Raw genomic sequence first — 19,138 nt, 5'->3', positions numbered from 1 at the left:
GTCTCATTATATCTATAATCTCAAAAAGGTGACAAAAGTGACACTTTTTTGATTGTTTTTACGTGTTACCTTTTTATTGCGAAGAGCAGGTTAAACGATATATTAGATATTTTATTCCAAAAGTAATAAAAATAGCAAAGAATATATCTCATTATTCATGACATAGTTTATTACAAATGATTCTGGTCTGGATTATTTAACTAACTTAGGAAAATCTTTTGTATTGCTAACTATCATAACAACAATACCATGAAAAAAATTTATTTATTTTTTCTCCTTCTTTTGAGTTTATCTATAACCCAGTGTACAAAACCCGGTCCTAAAATTATAGAAAGACCTGTGTATGGATTACAGAATACAAAAACGATTGAAATAGCCAAGATCATCCTGACTGATTCAGCCACAATTTTGTATATAGATGCTTATTCTTATCCGGAAACCTGGATTCGGATAGATTCGGCCACATATATTCAAGCTGATGGAAAAAAGTATATAATAACAGGAGCAGATAGCATAAAACTCAATAAAGAGCATTGGATGCCCGAGAGTGGCGAGACTCATTTTACACTATTCTTTCCGCCGATACCAAAAGGAACTAAAACAATAGACTTTATTGAATCTGATTGTGATAATTGTTTCAAGATATGGGATATCGACCTTACAGGAAAAGCTAAAGCTTATAAACCCTCTTTACCTGATAATGTATTGAATTATAAAACCAATAAAGATTACAAGCTACCGGAGCCTGTATTTAAGTCCGGCAGGACAAAAGTGACTTTATATCTGACAGGGTTAAAAGATGGGTATGCAATAGGCGAACCCGAGCTTAGCGTAGAAAATATAATTGCACAGGAAAGGGATGGAGTTGCAGGGAAAAAAGAATCAGATGGGAAATACACTTTCGATGTAGACCTGTATTCTACATCCACAGGATATCTTTTTTGTAATAATATATCGATAAAGGTAATACTCAACCCGGGAGAAGATATGGAAGTATATTATGATGCGACGGCTTTCTCAAAACGGAATTCTCGCTATAACCCGCAGCCGGATTTAGCTTTCGGAGGATTCACCGGCGGATTATCCGAGCTGAATACACAGCTTTTACAATACAAAGATTCTGTGATTGCTTATAATTTTATGTTGCATGCATATTGGGATCTTAGCGATCCGGCAATTCTGGACATGGACAGCGAGCAGTACCTTGATTACATCTTTGGGCTTTATGACGAAAAGATACAGAAAGTTGAAAAATCAGACCTGCCTCAAGCTATGAAGCAAATTGTGAAGTATAATCTAAAAAGTTCTCTTATAAACAATATATCCCTGAAACACAGAGTATACGAATTGAGCTATCGCAAAAAGAACAAACTGGATTGGAATAAACCTGTTGAAAAAACTCTTCCTAAAGCAACAGAAAAAGATTTTCTTGCTCTTAAAAAAGTAAATCTTAATGACTCGATGTTGGTTTACTCTGATGATCTTAGTTATACGGTATTAAGCTTGCTGAATAGTAAACCTGCTGATTTAAGTATCGAAGAGATAACAGATACCAAATCCGGATATTTCCAAGACATGGAAAAGGTTTCAAAAATAATAAAGAAAGGTTTTCTTTTGGAAGAACTAACGTCAAATGATGAAAAGAAATTGTCTGAAGCTTCAACACCGTATTATAAAGAGGTATATACACAAATCTTTGAAAAAAGTAAGCGAGAACAGGAAGAAGCATTGGCAAAGGGTGGGTTTATGATTGAATCAACACCGGTTGTGACAAATGATAAAATACTGGAATCTATTATTGCTAAATACAAAGGACAAGTTGTTTTTGTCGATTTTTGGGCAACGTGGTGCGGCCCGTGCCTGATGGCTATGAAAACAATAAAACCAATAAAACCTCAAATGAAAGAGAAAGGGGTTGTTTCTGTATATATTTCGGGAGAAACATCGCCTAAGGGTAAATGGACAAGCATGCTGCCTGAGATCGGTGGTCTACATTATTACCTTACAGATCTACAATGGGGTGCTTTGGAAAAGAAATATAATATAGATGGAATTCCAACCTATATGATTTTTGACAAGAACGGTAAGAAAGTTTTTGAAACTACAGGATATCCCGGAAATGATAAAATCTTAGAAGAATTATCGAAAGTATGGTGAGTGAATAGCATAAGCTCTATTTTAAAAAAGCTATCCGTATCTTTTCAGAGATACGGATAGATATATAAAGTACAACTATATGTCTTATCAAGCCGCTCTACCCTCTCAATACAAATAACGGAGTATCTGAGTGGAACAACATCTTGCGGGAGATACTAGGGCTAAACATCCGGGCAAATATATTGCGTTTGCTAGTTGTTAGTGCCAATACCTGTATTCCATCATCTTTTATATATTCGTCGAGGCTTTTCAGCATATCGGAAGTATCGATGAGCTTATAATCGAGATTCAAATTTGGATATTGCTTCGAGAAGTACGTTTTAATACCTTGAAGCTTAATTTCGTCCCACTGATCCGATTTTTTCACAGCAATATGAGTCAAAGAGATACGGATATCCTGATAAGGTTGTAATAATTTAGCTAACAAGTCGAACGAAATTAGGTCTCTTTGGCTAAAGTTTGTAAGAAACGCAATGTGCTTCACATCCTTGAAATCCTTAAACGGAGTATTCTCGGGAATGGCTATCAGCGGCACATGTGTCATTTCTATCACTTCGGCTGTTACGCTACCTATCAGGTCGGCATCCTTCTGGTCTTTCCCTCTAGTGCCCATTACGATGATTGATGGCTTATATTCCTTTGTAAATGTCACAATTTCTTCTTCGGGCAAGCCCTCTCTAAGTACATAAGAATAATTCACTGACGGAAATTCGCCTTCAGATACTTTCTTATCGATGGTATTGCAGAGGCGTTGAATATTCTCTTTTACTTTCTCTATTATGTTTTGAAATTCCTTTTCCTCTTTCCCCTGATAGGCAAAAGCCTCTGCCATAGGAAGGGCGGTAGGATAATAAGGATTGAAATACACATGGAGTATTTTGACCTTTGCACCCAGCTCACGAGCCAGATTGAAAGCGATACGACAAGCCTTAAGAGAGTAATCGGAGAAGTCCACAGGGATTAAAATCCTTTGGCGTCCATCATCGGTACGATATGTTTCTTCCTCATCGTAGCTAAACAAATGGCGACTTTCTACAACACTCAACGCCTTAGGAAGATCAGATTCTTTTATTCGGATACGAACTCCGGCCGATACTCCGGGATTATCAAGATCTACATCATTGATATGTACTTCAATGTTCTCACCTTCCAATACATGTTTTAATATTTGGGCTTTTTCATTTGTATGAATAGCTAGTGTTACTAATTTATCTTCCATAATCGGCATATTTATATAATTTCTTGTACAAATTTTGTAATCGTTTTTTCTCAGTATTGCAAATTATCATGTTTGCAGCTAAAAACGTTCGGATATATTTGAAAAGAGATGAACACTTTCTGGCGTATTCATCTCTCTTATTCTCTTAGGCCTCCCTTGATTCCATCATTTCTAAAGCCATATCCAAAATAGTGGTATCATCAATAGAGACATATCCTCCATCCGGGCCCGGTTCTATATGAATTCCGCAGCTTTGACCTTTTTCGTAACTATATCCGCCAAAGTAGTTCCATACAGTTTCCACCGGGAGTTCTAACTTTTCTGCTATTTGGTGTATACTTCCATCCGGTAAGGTGTCCTTAATCCTTCTTAGCTCTGCAAATCTGATAACTCTAGTCATACTCTCTAAGTTTTAAATGGTAAATGATTAGGAATATGTTCTAAAGTTATAAAATTCTTTTTTGAAAAACAATGGATTTTATGTGGGAATATTAAATACTGCGCTATAAATGGCGATCGAAATCACCAGAACCCAAATCGTGCACATTAGTATCTGAGCCCTAACTTTTGTGTAGACAGGAATTTTCAGTTCTTCTTTAGGAACTTTTAAGATATACCTGCGTGAGGTTAAATAAACATAATACATAGAAATACCGACCAATGCACCCCATATTGCACCTCCAACAACGTCGGATACAAAATGCACTCCAAGGTATATTCGGGAGTACCCTGTTATGCATGCCCATAAAAGAACGGTGATTGTATAATATTTATATCTGAAAAGTAGAGATGTAAAAGCGACAATACCAAAACCATTAGCGGCATGATTGGATATAAACCCATACTTTCCTCCCCGGTAATTACGCACAGTGTCTACATAGTTCTGAAAGTCGGGATGATGGGTAGGTCTGAGACGTTCAAAAAAGGGCTTTATTAGAGAAGAAGAGACATAGTCACAAAGCACGCCAACCAAAACGGCACAGAGTAATAACAGAAGTGCCTCTTTCCATTTTATTTTGTAAACAAAAACACCTATTGCAACGATTGCGAGTGGAAGCCATACAAGCTTGCCGCTATATATCCACATAAAAACATCCCAATAAGAGGTATGCTGATCATTAAGCCACAAAAAGAGATTCCTCTCATAGGGTAAAATTCGTTCTACTAAACTCATTAAAATAATATTCTCATGTAAATATATAAATGGAAGAAAAGGAATCAGATTATTTCCAGTTTATCGCGTTGTATCCAGCCCACTGTACCATTATCTATTTCTACTTCAAGCCAGTTACGATCTTCTTTTGTTATCGACACCTTCGTTCCTGCGTGCAATACTGTAAGCTCTTTGCTATTTATATCGGGAGAGCTAACCATAGAAGCCGAAGCAGCCATTACTACCGCTGTGTCCCGGTATTCCAAGCGGCTCTTTTGCCTAAACGAAAACACATTGGCAAATATAACGACTATAATGAATACTATGCCGGTATAGAAAGCTATTTTTTTAATCGTAATCAGTTTCGTGAAGAAGAATAATACTAAACAGCCGATCAATAGGAGAAATGAAACAACACCGATATTCGCCCAACTATTTGAGCTAAACAGATTTTGTACCCCATTGAACCAGATGCTAAGAAAGAACGTATCAGCAACAGGAATCTTATCTTCAATCTTAGTCATAATATAATCTATATTATGCTTCGTATCCCTGTCTCCCGGATCGAGCAAATGTGCTCTTTCGTAATATAGGCGGGCTTTTGCAATTTCATTAACCCGATAATATGAGTTCCCAAGGTTATAATATAATTCCGCAGACTCTAACCCCTGTTTCTTTTGTTCATTCTTTTCGTTTTCGAGCAAATCTATTGCTTTGCGGAAGTCTCCGCTATTGTATAACTCGTTCGCTTTATCAAATACAGTATTATCACCGCCCTTATTGTCTGCAATCGTAGCAGAAGGCTTCACTGTTGCACTATCTACTTTTACATTGGTTGTATCTTGTGCATATGAAGATATAGCGAATACAAAAAGGAAGAATATGTATGATAATATGACTCGTTTCATCTCACGCATCATTATTTTATTTTTTTGATTGTATTTTCCATTTTACCGATAGCATCTACCGTATCGTTATAGAGCTTATCCATCGCATCATCCGATTCTGACGGAGCATAACGTGCAAACTCTCCGGTATCGAGTATATTTATAAACGTTCCTATAATATCGTCTCCAACTCCGTATTTGCGAAGCTCTGTTTCAATATTCTCTCTATTGAGATCAGCTACCGGAATAGTCAGTTTATCGCTCAGATATCCCCACACAGCACGAAGTATCTCTTCGTAGAAATTATCTTTTTTATGTGTAAGCAAATATTGTTTGGCAAGTTTCAGGCGTTTAGTTGCAACTTTATTTGCCTTCTTGGTACGCATCAGGGCTATATCTGCATTTGCCTGTATTTGCTTCCTATATATAATCGAGAAGATAATAAACAATGCAAGCGGGATGAGATAGCAAAGAACATAGGAAAGAGAGCCGACAAAAAAGTCGTTCGGATTCTTAAACGAGTAGCTGCCTGTTTTTATATAACGTATATCCTGATTTATCTCCAGTTCCTTCTGATTAGAATAGCTTGTTGATACATTCTTCCCTGCATTCGGATCTTTATCTACATCCAATTCGTAAGATGGAGAAGATACCGTTTTGTAAGTATTGGTACGTGTATCGAAATATGAAAATTCGATAGGAGGAATAGTAAACTTACCCGGATAACGAGGGATAAACATATATTCTATCGTCTTTGTACCCGACAAACCGTTCTCAGTCAACTTATAATCGTTTTTCACCTGAGGATCGTAAGTCTCTATATCTTTAGGGAATTTTATTTCCGGATTCTTTATAAGCTTCAGGTTACCTGTACCCGAAATATTTAGCTTGATGGTTACAGCATCATTCGCTTTCACTTTCTGTGAAGAAATAGTAGGCGTAAACGTAAATGCACCCACTGCTCCCGAAAAGTTAGCAGGTTTATCTTGTAACGGAAGAGCCGAAATATCGACAGTAACAGGTGTTGTTTTCAATATCTTCTTAGCTTCTGTCATCACATCCTGAGGACCGAAGAAGGTCTGTACTTTACGTCCTGAAGAAACCTCAAAAACAATCTCCATCGTTCCCGAAGGAATGGTTATCTTGCCCGAGCGTTGAGGGAACAACAAGGTCTTCTTTACATCTATTGCCATGTAGTTTCGACCTTTATAATGCTCAGCTGTCATTTGTCGGTTTGTGGCCATATCAAAATCCTCTGTCATGAAGCCTTCAAATTCAGGGAATTGTATTTTACCAACATCTCTGATATTAAGTACGGTATAGAATCGGAATGTTACTACAACAGCTTCCTGTTCTTTTACTTTAGTTTTAGAGAATATGGCTCTTACAAAGGCATCATCAGGACTCACATTTCCTTCTTTTGATGTCTGGGTAATAACTTGAGGATTACGTCCCGGCTGTTGAGGCTGTGCGTTCTTATCGGGTGGCAATACTTTTATTTGAGCCGTTCCCGACCTATAATTCTTACCATTAGCCTTAATTGACGCAGCAGGTAGTGTAAATGTCCCTTCAGCATTAGCCATCAGTACATAGGTGAAAGTTGTATTGCTCTCCGAGCTAACTTTCCCATTGATATTAGAAGAGCTATAAACCTGAGATACAGAAGGTCCGAAAAGAATATCAAATCCTCTTATCTCATCAGGAATCTGGATATTGTTTCCACTCCCTCCTTTCAATATATATTGCAGTTGTATCTGAGCTCCTTTTACGGTAGATGCAGGAGCATTGATGACAAACGAGATGTCATCGGCCAATATTTTTGAAACACTTATGAGTAATAATATCAATAAAAACGAACACCTCTTCATTACTCTCTCAATTTATTTTTCTAAAGATTATCACAAAAGTAATATTTTTACTTTATATAGCTTTCAAGTCTTGAACACGTATAACTACCGAATCTATTTTCAGCACCTTGTCGTTAGTCACCGACTCGTCGTATACATCTCCCCAAATATCTCTTACTTTCCGTCCGGTAGGAGTCGAATACTGAACAGTCACTGAACCCTCGGGCAATACCATTTCTCCGATTTTGCGAGGTTGCAAGAGTAGTTTTCGCATTTCCACTACTTTGTATGTTTTTCCGTTTATTACTTCTTCAGAAAATGACTGTCTCAAGCGGGTTATATCACTTGAATAGAAATCATTCGGATACGGAAAGTCTACATCCACGATCTTATATATATCCTTTGTTGTATATAGACGATAAGAGAGGGTTAACGTATCCGAGAGGTTAACACTGGTTTTGGAGGCTACCACTTTTAGAAAAGCATCTACATCCTTCACCTTAGCTATATTCTCTTCTAGTGATCGTACTTCTATCTTTAAACTTTCCGATTTATACTTCTTACCATCGATATTCACTTCTGCCTGTGGCAAAGAAAACTTACCCTTTTCGGGTGCACGAAGTATATAGGTTGATGTAGCCGAAAAAGACTGTACCCTCTTCCCTTTTTTAAACACGGTAGAACTTGATGCGGACAAAGAAGGCCCGTAAAGAATTTCAAACCCATTCATATTTTTGATGATTACAGGTTCTTTCACTTCCTTATCACTTTCCACAATATAAGCGACTGTAAACTGCTCTCCAACAGTTACCGTTTCAGGTGCTTTTATCCTCACTTTGTTCTCCTGTCCTGCTAAAGAGATATAAAAAGATAAGGCGAAGAACAAAACTAAAAGCCGATGAAATGAGAGAATATTACTTCTTTTCATTATTACCAGTCTTTATTCTGCTTTCTGTTATTTTCATTCTTTTGTTTGCGTTCCTGAGCCTTCGCTTGGTTTACGCGTTCTTGAGTATTTTTTTCGTCTTGCTCTATAGCTTGCAACATCTGTTGCATATTGTCTTGCGACATTTGATTTTGATCCTTCTGATCTTTTTGGTCTTGTTTCTGATCCTTGTTCTGATTCTGGTCTTGGTTTTGATCCTTATTTTGGTCTTGTTTTTGATCTTTGTTCTGATCTTTATTTTGATCCTTATTCTGATCTTCGTTTTGTCGGTCTTGTATCATTTTCTGTACAACAGCCAGATTATAACGTGTATTATCATCTTTCGGATTCAAACGCAATGCGTTCTTATACGCTTCCATCGACATTTTCAGATTATCCCCCTGTTGTTGTTGGGGTTGTTGGGGCTGCTGCCCCTGAGGTACGGGAGCTTGTTGACCTTGTCCTTTTTCATTTGCTTTCTTTTTCAAGAAAGTGTTTCCCATATTACTCCAAGCAGCACTCATCTTGATGGGATTCTGATTCTCCAATGTGAGATAATGTTGATACTCTTTCAAGGCATCGTCCCACTTTTGTTGTTTGTAATATGCGTTTGCAAGATTGAATGAAGCTTCTTTCGATGCGGCATCATCTTTCAGCGCTTTGTGATATTCGGCTTCGGCAGCACCGTATCGTTGGTCTTTATATGCCTTATTACCTGAGCGAACGGCTTTGCGTGATTCTTTCTGAGCCGATAAACTAACTGCGATCAGGGTAAAAAGTGTTATAAATATAATTTTTTTCATTTCGTCGATATTCAATTATGATGTCATTTCAAAACAAAGTAATAAATCTTATATCTCTCCGACTAAGCTCTTCGTTACCTTAGCATGACAAAAAACGTGCATTACTTATCTTACTTAAACAACCTTATATTTCTGAATATTCTATTCTTCTTTTCGAAGATACAAATCTCTACAAAGAGTAAAACCAATAGAGCCCATGCAAAAATCTGATATTTTTCGTCATATTCAGAATATGCAATACCATCTATTTCTTTCTTCTGTAGTTTATCCAGCTCTGCCTGTAAGCTTTTCAGCGCACTGTTAGAATTATCAGCATGCGCATACAATCCTTCTCCGGCTTTTGCTATCTGACGACACATTTCTTCATTAAGCTTGGTAACTACGGGTTGCCCTTGCGTGTCCCTTTTTATATCTCGTGAATTTTCAGCTTCGGGAATCATTGCACCCTCTGCCGTTCCTATTCCTACTACATTCACATGCACACCTTTACTCGCAGCACGGGCAGCAGCCTCTTCTGCATTACCCTCATGCCCCTCTCCGTCTGTGATAAGCACAATAGCTTTATCTATATCGGCATCGTTAGAGAAGCAACTCATGCTCATATCTATAGCACTACCAATGGCAGTACCCTGTACAGGCACAAGACTCGGATTGATCGTTTCGAGGAATAACTTCGCCGATTGATTGTCAGGTGTCAGAGGTAACTGTATAAATGCCTCTCCTGCAAAAACCACAATTGCTACCTTATCATTCTTACGTTCATCGATAATACGAGTCAATATTTGCTTTGCCTTTACCAATCGGCTCGGGCTTATATCTTCCGCCATCATCGAATTAGAAACGTCTATAGCAATAACCAGCTCTATTCCTTTTTTATCTACTTTCTCAACCTTTGTCCCAAATTGTGGACGAGCCAAAACGATGATACCAAATCCTATTGCAACCATCGTTATCCAAAATTTAAGATAAGAACGTTTTAACGATAGTTCCGGCATCATTTTCTTCACCAAAGACAATGTCCCCAGCTTTTCCACACTTTTACGTTTAGCTATATTCAATAAGATAAAGCCAATAACAAATAAAGGTATGGCAAGGAACAAATATAGGAATTCGGGATTTGCAAACTTAAATACACTCATAATTAATGCTTACACTTGTTTTATTTATGGAATATTTCTCAACCATGTACGTCGCAGAATAAGTTCTCCTCCGATCAGCACTAAAGCCATAATTGCAAAAGGCAAATAAAGCTCTTTACGCTTTGTCACAGTATTTACACTTATATGAGACTTTTCCATTTGATCTATTTCGTCATATATGCCACTCAAACTGGTATTGTCCGTAGCACGGAAGTACGAACCTCCCGTTTTAGAGGCTATCTCGGTCAATGTGCGTTCGTCAAAGTCGCCCGATACATTCATCGATTGCATTCCGTACGGAGTCATGACACGTGCCACTGACGTTCCTCTCGAACCTATACCAATCGTATAAACACGTATTCCGTATGATGCGGCCAGCTCAGCAGCTGTCAACGGCGCAATCTGTCCGGCGTTGTTAGAACCGTCTGTCAGAAGGATAACAACACGAGATTTCGACTGACTGTCTTTCAATCTGTTTACGGAGTTGGCTAGTCCCAATCCTATGGCTGTACCATCTTCTATCATTCCGAATTTAACTTCGCTCAATAAGTTGAGAAGTACCCGGTGGTCTGTAGTCAACGGACATTGAGTAAAACTCTCACCCGCAAAAATGACCAAACCGATACGGTCGCTTTGCCTGTCGTTGATAAATTCGGATGCAACTTTCTTTGCCGCCTCCAAACGAGTTGGAGAGAAGTCGTTCGCCATCATGGTTCCTGATATATCCAGCGCCATAATAATGTCTATCCCTTCCGACTTGGATATATCTGAAGAATTGACACTCTGAGGTCTTGCCAACACTATTATAACAAGGGCAATAGCAATTACCCTCAACAAAAAGGGAAAGTGACGCATATATACCCTCAGTGTCGACGGTGCTTTTTCGAATGCATAGCCAGAAGACAACTTGAATGTAGCCTGCATTTTCCTTAGCTTAAAGATATACCACCCAATAAGAGGTATAAGCAATAAGAGTAAGTATAAATATTTCGGATTGGCATATTCCATTTCTGTATCTTTTAGCTTTGTTTATTATTCATATTTTGATTTCCTGTTGCACTTGTTTCCCCCTGCGCTTCTTTTCCTTCCTTCTGTTCTTCCAATGTAGGTCTTTCTTCTATCTTGGTCTGATTTACAAACAAGAATGCATTAACCAAACTAAGGTCGTTTTCATCGGCAAAAGGTGTATATTTTGCAAACTTCACAAGATCGGACAGTTTCAGGATTTGAGCAAGTCCGTCTGTCGCAGATTTTGTATCTGTAACCAGATGAACAGCGGCAATAATATCGTCCGATATCATTTCGGGAGCAGCAATATCAAAACGACGACCAATATACTTACGAAGGATATCAGTCAATTCGGTATAATATTCTTTCTCCATACCTCGCTGCCACATTTTTGAATCCTTGAGTTTATCAAGACCCTGCAATGCTTCGACGTGAGGAGGCAATACAATTTTAGGAGTAAAATAATATCCTTTTTTCTTTTTCCTGTAATAGAGATAAACTAAGGCAGCAATCAATAATATAATAAGAGATGCCAGGAAAAGTATATACAAGTATTCCAAATAATCGAGCCATACAAATGGAGGAGATTGGACATCCTTGATATCGTTAATCTGAAGCTTAGCAAAATCGATAGAGTCAGTCTCATGATTTTTCAATCGTTCGAGATAAGCTAACGTAGAGTCGGATAGTTGCGGAGCAGACACTTTGAGCCCAAAATCATTTGTCTTCAGGGTATCTATGCCATCTATCACCATCATATAAGGTATATGATACAGCGTAGAGTCGAATGAGGTAACAATGTATTTCTGATTGATAGTCATCACCTCAGTCATTGTTGTATCCGGCTTCAACATCGCGAGAACTTCTACCCCCCTGATTAGTGTGTCCTTGTAGGCAGGGAAAATAATATTCTTCCCTTTTGGGGCAATAACTTCTACATTTATAACTGCCTGCTCACCAATCAATATATCCGACGGCTGTATAGTTGCCCTTACGGTCGACTTTTGTGCATGAAGCGCAAAACTCAAACAGAAGAATAAGCTAAGCAGTATTATATTTTTCAATTTCAACATATATCAATGTATCGATTTTATTTTCAACTTCTCTTTTTAAATAAAGCCAACAATGCTTTCACATAATCTTCATCGGTACGCACCGATACACTGTCCACCTTGCTGCGATTGAATGAGGTTTGCATACTATCCTGTTGTTTCTGCCACCAATCTTTATACGTCTGTCTTACCTTACGAGACGAGGTGTCGATCCAATGTTCGCTTCCGCTCTCTGCATCCAGTATCTTCATAAGACCAATGCTAGGCAACTGAGTTTCGAGAGAATCATATACCTGCAACGCAACAATATCGTGTTTACGATTTGCTATCGTGAGCGCATTGTAGTAATCTTTGACATCAATAAAGTCGGATATCATAAAGGTTGTACATCTCTTTTTTATAGCATTCGTCAAAAATTTCAGAGCCATTCCCATATCAGTTTTGGGACTTTCTGCCTGAAAGTTGATCAATTCGCGGATAATGTACAAGATATGTTTCTTCCCTTTCTTTGGAGGGATGAATTTTTCGATCTTATCAGAAAAGAAGATTACTCCGATCTTATCGTTATTTTGTATAGCAGAAAAGGCCAGAGTAGCAGCAATTTCGGTTACGACATCTCTCTTTACAGAAAGGTGTGTACCAAAATCCTGACTGGCAGAAACGTCGACAAGCAACATAACGGTAAGCTCGCGTTCTTCTTCGAAGACCTTTACATAAGGCTTGTTGTATCGTGCTGTCACGTTCCAATCTATATCGCGGATATCGTCTCCATACTGATATTCTCGCACTTCTGAGAAAGCCATACCACGCCCCTTAAAAGCAGAGTGATACTGACCGGCAAAAATATTGCGGGATAATCCACGGGTTTTAATCTCTATCTGACGTACTTTCTTTAATAATTCGCTTGTTTCCATCTTGTTCAGTTAACAGTTATCAGTTAACAGTCAACAATTATTAAATTTTATTTATTCGAGTTATCTTTAATATAGAGTATAACATTTTAGCTATTTCATCAGCATCTTCATGCACGTCATTAAAAGTATCAGGAGAAATATATCCGGTATCTTTAAGTAAAGAAAGCCAATATTTAGTCTCCAATATTTCCTTATATGCTATACTGATTTTAGCTGAAAAATCCGAATCCGAAATAGCGCCGTTGGCTTCTGCTATATTAGCTCCGACAGAAGTTCCTGCTCTCAACAGTTGTTTTGATAGAACAAACTCTTGTTTATCTTTTAAGAACTTATAAGCATTTACAATTCTTATTGCAAAAGAATAAGCTTTTTCATATACAAGACTGTTTGTTATCATTTCAGTTTATTACATTGCTAACTGCTCTCTGTTAACTGTTGACTGTGATCAATTACGGAACTTCAATCTTATTTAAGATTTCACTTATTATTTCATCAGATGTAGTATTATTTGCCTCAGCTTCGTATGTCAAACCGATACGGTGACGCAATACATCATGACATACTGCACGTATATCTTCCGGTATCACATATCCTCTGCGTTTGATAAAAGCATAAGCTCTTGACGCAAGGGCAAGGCTGATAGATGCACGTGGAGAAGCTCCGAACCCGATCATACCTTTCAAAGATGCCAGCCCGTTATCTTCAGGGAAACGAGTAGCAAATACTATATCTACAATATATTTTTCAATTTTTTCGTCCAAATAAACATCACGAACCACTTCACGGGCACTTATGATTTCTTCGGCTTTCATTACCGGCTGAAGGCTACCATAATCTCCGGCGAGGTTATTTCTGAGGATCAATTTTTCTTCTTCTTTTTTCGGATAGTTAATTACCACCTTCAGCATGAAACGGTCAACCTGAGCTTCAGGAAGCGGATAAGTACCTTCTTGCTCAATAGGGTTCTGTGTAGCCATCACAAGGAAAGGAGACGGCAGCTTGTAGGTTTTCTCTCCGATAGTAACCTGACGCTCTTGCATAGCCTCAAGCAAAGCACTTTGTACCTTGGCTGGAGCACGGTTAATTTCATCGGCTAATACAAAGTTAGAGAACACTGGCCCATGTTTCACTAAGAATTCTTCAGTTTTCTGGCTATAGATCATTGTTCCCACCACATCGGCCGGAAGCAAATCGGGAGTAAACTGAATACGACTATATTTAGCATCGATAAGTGACGCCAAAGACTTTATTGCCAACGTTTTTGCGAGACCGGGAACACCTTCCAGCAATATATGTCCATCAGCGAGCAGACCGATAAGCAACGACTCTACCAGATGCTTTTGGCCCACAATAACCCGATCCATTCCCATTGTGAGTGATTCGACGAATGAACTTTTGCTTTGAATTCTTTCGGTAAGCTCCCGAATATCAACATGTGCCATATTTTTCTTCTATTTTGAGTTTATATTGATCTTCATTTTTAGTAAGCACGACAAAAATAGAAATGTTAAATCTTAAAAGCGATAATTCGGAGTTAAAAAAAATTAAGCAGAATGAAGTATTTAAAGGCCTAGAAATAAATATCAAAAAGCAGATATAACATAAATCAACTTTTTATATTTCCATTCCTTAATTATAGTCTAACAATCATAACACTACGAAAAGATTATCTTCGGATACACATTGTACAAAAAGAACTATAGTAAAGCGAAAGATTTACCCTTTGATCTTAATAATATAATAAAGAAAAGAGAGAAGTACATTCTCATTTTAATCACCTATAAAATGAGTGCACTAAAGTTTTATCTTTTTTGCAAACTCGGATTAACAAATCTTCGAGTTAAATTAATATTCTGTCAAATTTTACTATAATTTCATTTTTTCATAAAATATCTCTCACAGAATTTAGTATATTTGTATCACTTTTTAAAATGGGCAGCAGCCCCTAACAAAGCATTGATAATCAGTAATATTATTTATATTTAACTAAAACAAATCATGATTACAATTGACAAATTCAACTTTGCAGGCAAAAAAGTCTTTGTACGAGTTGATTTCAATGTGCCTCTAGATGCACAATTCAACATCACAGATGACACTCGTATTCGTGCGGCTATGCCTACCCTAAAAAAGATCGTAGCTGATGGTGGTAGCCCGATTATAGCATCTCACCTTGGTCGTCCAAAAGGAGTAGAAGAAAAATATTCATTGAAACATATCCTTGCTCACGTATCTAAACTTCTTGGTGTAGATGTACAGTTTGCAAATGATTGCGTAGGCGAAGATGCCGGAGTAAAAGCTGCTGCCCTTCAACCGGGAGAAGCATTATTGCTCGAAAATCTTCGTTTCTATGCCGAAGAAGAAGGCAAGCCTCGTGGTTTGGCAGAAGATGCAAGCGATGAAGAAAAAGCTGCTGCGAAAAAAGCTATAAAAGAAAGCCAAAAAGAGTTCACTAAAACACTTGCTTCTTATGCGGATGTTTATGTAAACGATGCTTTTGGTACAGCTCACCGTGCACATGCTTCGACTGCTCTTATTGCAGATTACTTCGATGCTGAACACAAAATGTTCGGTTACCTGATGCAGAAAGAAATTGACGCTGTAGAAAAAGTATTGAAAGATACAGCACGTCCGTTTACTGCTATCATTGGTGGTGCTAAGGTTTCTTCAAAAATCGACATCATTGAAAACCTATTGGATAAAGTAAACAATCTTGTTATTGGTGGTGGTATGGCATTTACTTTCATCAAAGCAGCAGGTGGTAAGATCGGAAATTCTCTTGTAGAAAATGACAAGCTAGACCTTGCTAACGAAATTGTAGCCAAAGCTAAAGCGAATGGTGTACAATTAGTAATAGCAAGCGATGCTAAAATAGCAGATGCTTTCAGCAACGACGCTAATACTGAAATATCAGAAGCTAACGCTATCCCTGACGGATGGATGGGATTAGATATAGGTCCTAAAGGCGAAAAAGAAATTGCAGATGTACTTATGGCTTCAAAAACTATTCTTTGGAATGGTCCTGTAGGTGTATTCGAGTTCGACAACTTCGCACAAGGAACAAAAGTAACTGCTGAAGCTGTTGCTACTGCTACCAAAGCCGGAGCTTTCTCTCTTGTAGGTGGTGGTGACTCTGTTGCTGCTGTAAATAAGTTCAACCTTGCAGATGAGGTATCTTATGTTTCTACAGGTGGTGGTGCTTTACTTGAATTCATCGAAGGTAAAGTTCTTCCGGGAATCAAAGCTATCAGAGGATACTAAGATTTTAATTAATCAAATAAAATATGTAAAGTCCGTATAATATTATACGGACTTTTTTTATCTTTATTCTAAAATAATCAAAACAAATGCTATGGCTAAAAAACTATTACTTTTAATTACTTTCAGCATGCTCCTGTTTTCATGTAGCACATACAATAGCATGAAAAATGCAGACAAAAATATCAGAAATATTAGCATAGGAATGTCTCAACAACAAATTGTCTCTATTATGGGAGATCAATATGAAGTAGTGGAAGCTAAAGACAATGTCATAGTCTGGGGTTATAAAGCGTTTGATGACGGAATATATAAACTCAGGTTTGTAGATGGCAAACTGTTGGGGTGGAATAAAGTATGGTTAAACAAGTATGAATTTGAGAACAGACCATCTCCATCCTCGTCCTCTGATACCTCAAAATAATAATAAAACACCTTCGGACTATTCATCCGAAGGTGTTTTTCTATTATAATTATAATATTTAAGAGAATCGATTATTTCACCAACTCGAATTTGCTTGATTTTACATCTTGGCTATTCTTTCCGATCATGACTTCAAACATACCCGGCTCACAAACATAATCTATATTATTATTGTAGAATTTCAACTGATCGGCAGTTATTGTAAACTTAACTGTTTTTGTTTCACCTGCTTTCAGGAATATCTTCTCAAAACCTTTCAGTTCTTTCACCGGTCTTGAAATACTGGCAGCCTCATCTCTGATATATAGCTGTACGATTTCATTTCCATCTTTATTTCCTGTATTCGATACAGTTACACTAGCTTCTACACTTCCGTTCTCATTCATCTTATTTGAGTTGAGCTTAACATCACCATACTCGAAAGTAGTATAGCTAAGGCCATATCCGAATGGATAAAGCGGCTCATTAACCTCGTCAATATAATTTGCTTTAAACTTATGAGGGCCGCCTTCCACATACGGTCTACCTGTATTCATATGATTGTAGTAGATAGGAATTTGCCCAACCGAACGAGGGAAAGTCATTGTTATCTTACCCGATGGATTGTAATCGCCAAATAAGATATCTGCGACAGCGTTACCCGCTTCACTACCGGGAGCCCAAGCCTCTACGATGGCAGCACAATTCTCATCTTCCCAAGTTAATGTAAGAGGGCGTCCGTTAAACAGTACCAATACTACAGGCTTACCTGTTTTCACAAGCTCTTTAAGCAATGTTTTTTGGTTTTCGAAAAGATCAATATTTGTTCTTGATGCCGATTCTCCACTTTGGCTATTTCCTTCACCTAAAGCCACAACTACAACGTCAGACTGTTTTGCAACTTCAATAGCTTCTTTTAGTAATTCTTCCGGAGATTTAGGATCTTTGGATACAAATGGGAAACCATAGAAATTTGACTTATCAAAGATAAACTCATCATCAACTATATTAGCTCCTTTTGCATATACTACAGTAGCATTATCACCCACTGCATTTTTAATACCTTCTTTTAGTGTTATCGAATATTTCTTATCGGCAGTAAGTGCCCATGTACCCATCATATCATATTGGGAATCCATAAGAGGACCGACCAAAGCAATTTTCCCTTTATTCTGTAAAGGCAAAGTTTGGTTTGCATTCTTCAGTAAAACAGTAGATTGTCTGGCAGCTTCACGAGCCAAAGCTCTCGATTCTGGTGTCACCAATGGCTCTCCTACACGCTTCAAATAGCGGAAAGGATCTTCAAACAAACCAAGTTTATATTTAGCTTCAAGCACTCTTCTACAAGCTGCGTCTATATCTGCTTGTTTTACAACACCTTTTTTTACTAATCCGGCTAACTTTGTTAAGAAAGCTTCTCCGGCCATATCCATATCTACTCCAGCATTTAGAGCTAAACCGGTTACTGTTTCCAGATCTCCCATACCATGATCTATCATTTCGTTGAGAGATGTAAAGTCAGTAACAATAAAACCATCAAAGCCCCACTGTTTTCTCAACACATCTGTAAGCAACCATTTGTTTCCTGTAGCAGGAATTCCTTCTACCAAATTGAATGATGTCATCAAGCTTCCTGTTCCGGCTTCTACGGCTGCTTTATATGGCTCCATGTAGTAATTAAACATCTGAACCCGACTCATGTCCACTGTGTTATAATCCTTACCAGCCTCCGATGCTCCATAAAGGGCAAAGTGCTTTACGCATGCCATAGCTGTATTATCAGCACTCAGATCGTCACCTTGAATACCTCTAATCATTGCTTTTGCAACAAGTCCGCCAAGATACGGATCTTCGCCTGCACCTTCAGCCACACGTCCCCAACGCGGATCGCGAGAGATATCTACCATCGGTGAATATACCCAGTTTATACCTGTACTGGTAGCTTCTACAATAGCTCTGCGTGCTGTTTTCTCAATCAAAGCCGGATCCCATGTACATGCAAGAGCTAACGGAATAGGGAAAATAGTTTTGTAGCCATGAATAACATCCAATCCAAAAAGAAGCGGAATCTTCATGCGTGTTTGTGTAGTTACTATTTCCTGAGCCTTTTTCTGTTCTTCAGGGCTTATAACATTTAAGAAAGCTCCGAGTTGGCTTTTTGTAAGCTTTTCATTTATATTCTCAGTAAAAGTAGTCCCTGTCATCAGAGCAGGTGATGCTGCAAGATTTAACTGCCCCACTTTCTCTTCAAATGTCATTTGCTGCATCAGATTATCTATAAACTGATTCATCTTTGTATCGCCTTTGTTTTGACTATACACACATAAGGATAGTCCCCAAAGAGCTAATAATAAAACTTTTCTCATAATCTCT

At 38.0% G+C, this 19,138-nt stretch carries 17 protein-coding genes; 3 read left to right on the top strand and 14 right to left on the bottom strand.

What is annotated here, in order from left to right; all coding sequences use genetic code 11:
* Nucleotides 1-249 precede the first annotated feature (249 nt).
* Nucleotides 250-2,157 (top strand): TlpA family protein disulfide reductase, encoded by a 1,908-nt coding sequence (locus E4T88_RS00370; protein WP_135103490.1) that lies wholly within the window; start codon nt 250-252, stop codon nt 2,155-2,157.
* A 97-nt stretch (nt 2,158-2,254) separates the two neighbouring features.
* On the opposite strand, the gene E4T88_RS00365 is transcribed toward E4T88_RS00370, so the two are convergent.
* From E4T88_RS00365 to E4T88_RS00305, 13 genes are all read right to left on the bottom strand, one after another.
* Nucleotides 2,255-3,376: a universal stress protein gene (locus E4T88_RS00365; protein WP_006844563.1), complete on the bottom strand. Its 1,122-nt coding sequence runs from the start codon at nt 3,374-3,376 to the stop codon at nt 2,255-2,257.
* Nucleotides 3,377-3,521: 145 nt separating this feature from the next.
* Nucleotides 3,522-3,776, bottom strand: a complete 255-nt coding sequence (locus E4T88_RS00360) for a DNA-binding protein (protein ID WP_135103488.1) — start codon at nt 3,774-3,776, stop codon at nt 3,522-3,524.
* A gap of 78 nt (nt 3,777-3,854) precedes the next feature.
* The gene (locus tag E4T88_RS00355; RefSeq protein ID WP_006844561.1) at nt 3,855-4,550 is read right to left on the bottom strand and encodes a phosphatase PAP2 family protein; all 696 of its coding nucleotides are present in this window, start codon (nt 4,548-4,550) and stop codon (nt 3,855-3,857) included.
* 44 nt (nt 4,551-4,594) lie between these two features.
* Complete coding sequence (locus E4T88_RS00350) at nt 4,595-5,437, bottom strand: tetratricopeptide repeat protein (RefSeq protein WP_135103486.1); 843 nt, start codon at nt 5,435-5,437, stop codon at nt 4,595-4,597.
* An 11-nt stretch (nt 5,438-5,448) separates the two neighbouring features.
* On the bottom strand, nt 5,449-7,284 hold the full coding sequence (locus tag E4T88_RS00345; protein WP_135103485.1) for a BatD family protein: 1,836 nt from the start codon (nt 7,282-7,284) through the stop codon (nt 5,449-5,451).
* A 52-nt stretch (nt 7,285-7,336) separates the two neighbouring features.
* Complete coding sequence (locus tag E4T88_RS00340; RefSeq protein WP_135103483.1) at nt 7,337-8,191, bottom strand: BatD family protein; 855 nt, start codon at nt 8,189-8,191, stop codon at nt 7,337-7,339.
* Nucleotides 8,192-8,193: 2 nt separating this feature from the next.
* Nucleotides 8,194-8,991 carry a tetratricopeptide repeat protein gene (locus E4T88_RS00335; RefSeq protein WP_135103481.1) on the bottom strand — a complete coding sequence of 266 codons (798 nt, stop codon included), beginning with the start codon at nt 8,989-8,991 and terminating at the stop codon, nt 8,194-8,196.
* 110 nt (nt 8,992-9,101) lie between these two features.
* Complete coding sequence (locus E4T88_RS00330; RefSeq protein WP_135103479.1) at nt 9,102-10,130, bottom strand: vWA domain-containing protein; 1,029 nt, start codon at nt 10,128-10,130, stop codon at nt 9,102-9,104.
* A 24-nt stretch (nt 10,131-10,154) separates the two neighbouring features.
* Entirely contained in the window at nt 10,155-11,138 is a 984-nt protein-coding gene (locus E4T88_RS00325) for a vWA domain-containing protein (RefSeq protein ID WP_135103478.1), read from the bottom strand.
* Nucleotides 11,139-11,149: 11 nt separating this feature from the next.
* On the bottom strand, nt 11,150-12,211 hold the full coding sequence (locus E4T88_RS00320) for a hypothetical protein (RefSeq protein ID WP_135103477.1): 1,062 nt from the start codon (nt 12,209-12,211) through the stop codon (nt 11,150-11,152).
* A gap of 23 nt (nt 12,212-12,234) precedes the next feature.
* Nucleotides 12,235-13,104, bottom strand: a complete 870-nt coding sequence (locus E4T88_RS00315; protein ID WP_135103475.1) for a DUF58 domain-containing protein — start codon at nt 13,102-13,104, stop codon at nt 12,235-12,237.
* A 40-nt stretch (nt 13,105-13,144) separates the two neighbouring features.
* On the bottom strand, nt 13,145-13,501 hold the full coding sequence (locus E4T88_RS00310) for a four helix bundle protein (protein ID WP_135103474.1): 357 nt from the start codon (nt 13,499-13,501) through the stop codon (nt 13,145-13,147).
* 52 nt (nt 13,502-13,553) lie between these two features.
* Entirely contained in the window at nt 13,554-14,546 is a 993-nt protein-coding gene (locus tag E4T88_RS00305; protein WP_135103472.1) for an AAA family ATPase, read from the bottom strand.
* 556 nt (nt 14,547-15,102) lie between these two features.
* On the opposite strand from E4T88_RS00305, the gene E4T88_RS00300 reads away from it, so the two are divergent.
* Both E4T88_RS00300 and E4T88_RS00295 read left to right on the top strand, forming a co-directional pair.
* The gene (locus E4T88_RS00300; RefSeq protein ID WP_135103471.1) at nt 15,103-16,365 is read left to right on the top strand and encodes a phosphoglycerate kinase; all 1,263 of its coding nucleotides are present in this window, start codon (nt 15,103-15,105) and stop codon (nt 16,363-16,365) included.
* A 91-nt stretch (nt 16,366-16,456) separates the two neighbouring features.
* Complete coding sequence (locus E4T88_RS00295; RefSeq protein WP_135103469.1) at nt 16,457-16,786, top strand: hypothetical protein; 330 nt, start codon at nt 16,457-16,459, stop codon at nt 16,784-16,786.
* Nucleotides 16,787-16,857: 71 nt separating this feature from the next.
* Here E4T88_RS00295 and bglX read toward each other — a convergent pair whose 3' ends face one another.
* Nucleotides 16,858-19,131, bottom strand: coding sequence for a beta-glucosidase BglX (gene bglX, locus E4T88_RS00290; protein WP_135103467.1), 2,274 nt, complete (start codon nt 19,129-19,131; stop codon nt 16,858-16,860).
* Between the last annotated feature and the right edge of the window lie 7 nt (nt 19,132-19,138).

The organism is Dysgonomonas mossii, from assembly GCF_004569505.1.
Taxonomy (GTDB): Bacteria; Bacteroidota; Bacteroidia; order Bacteroidales; family Dysgonomonadaceae; genus Dysgonomonas.
The sequence above is the reverse complement of the archived record's forward strand: the minus strand, read 5'-3'. Positions and strand labels throughout refer to the sequence as shown.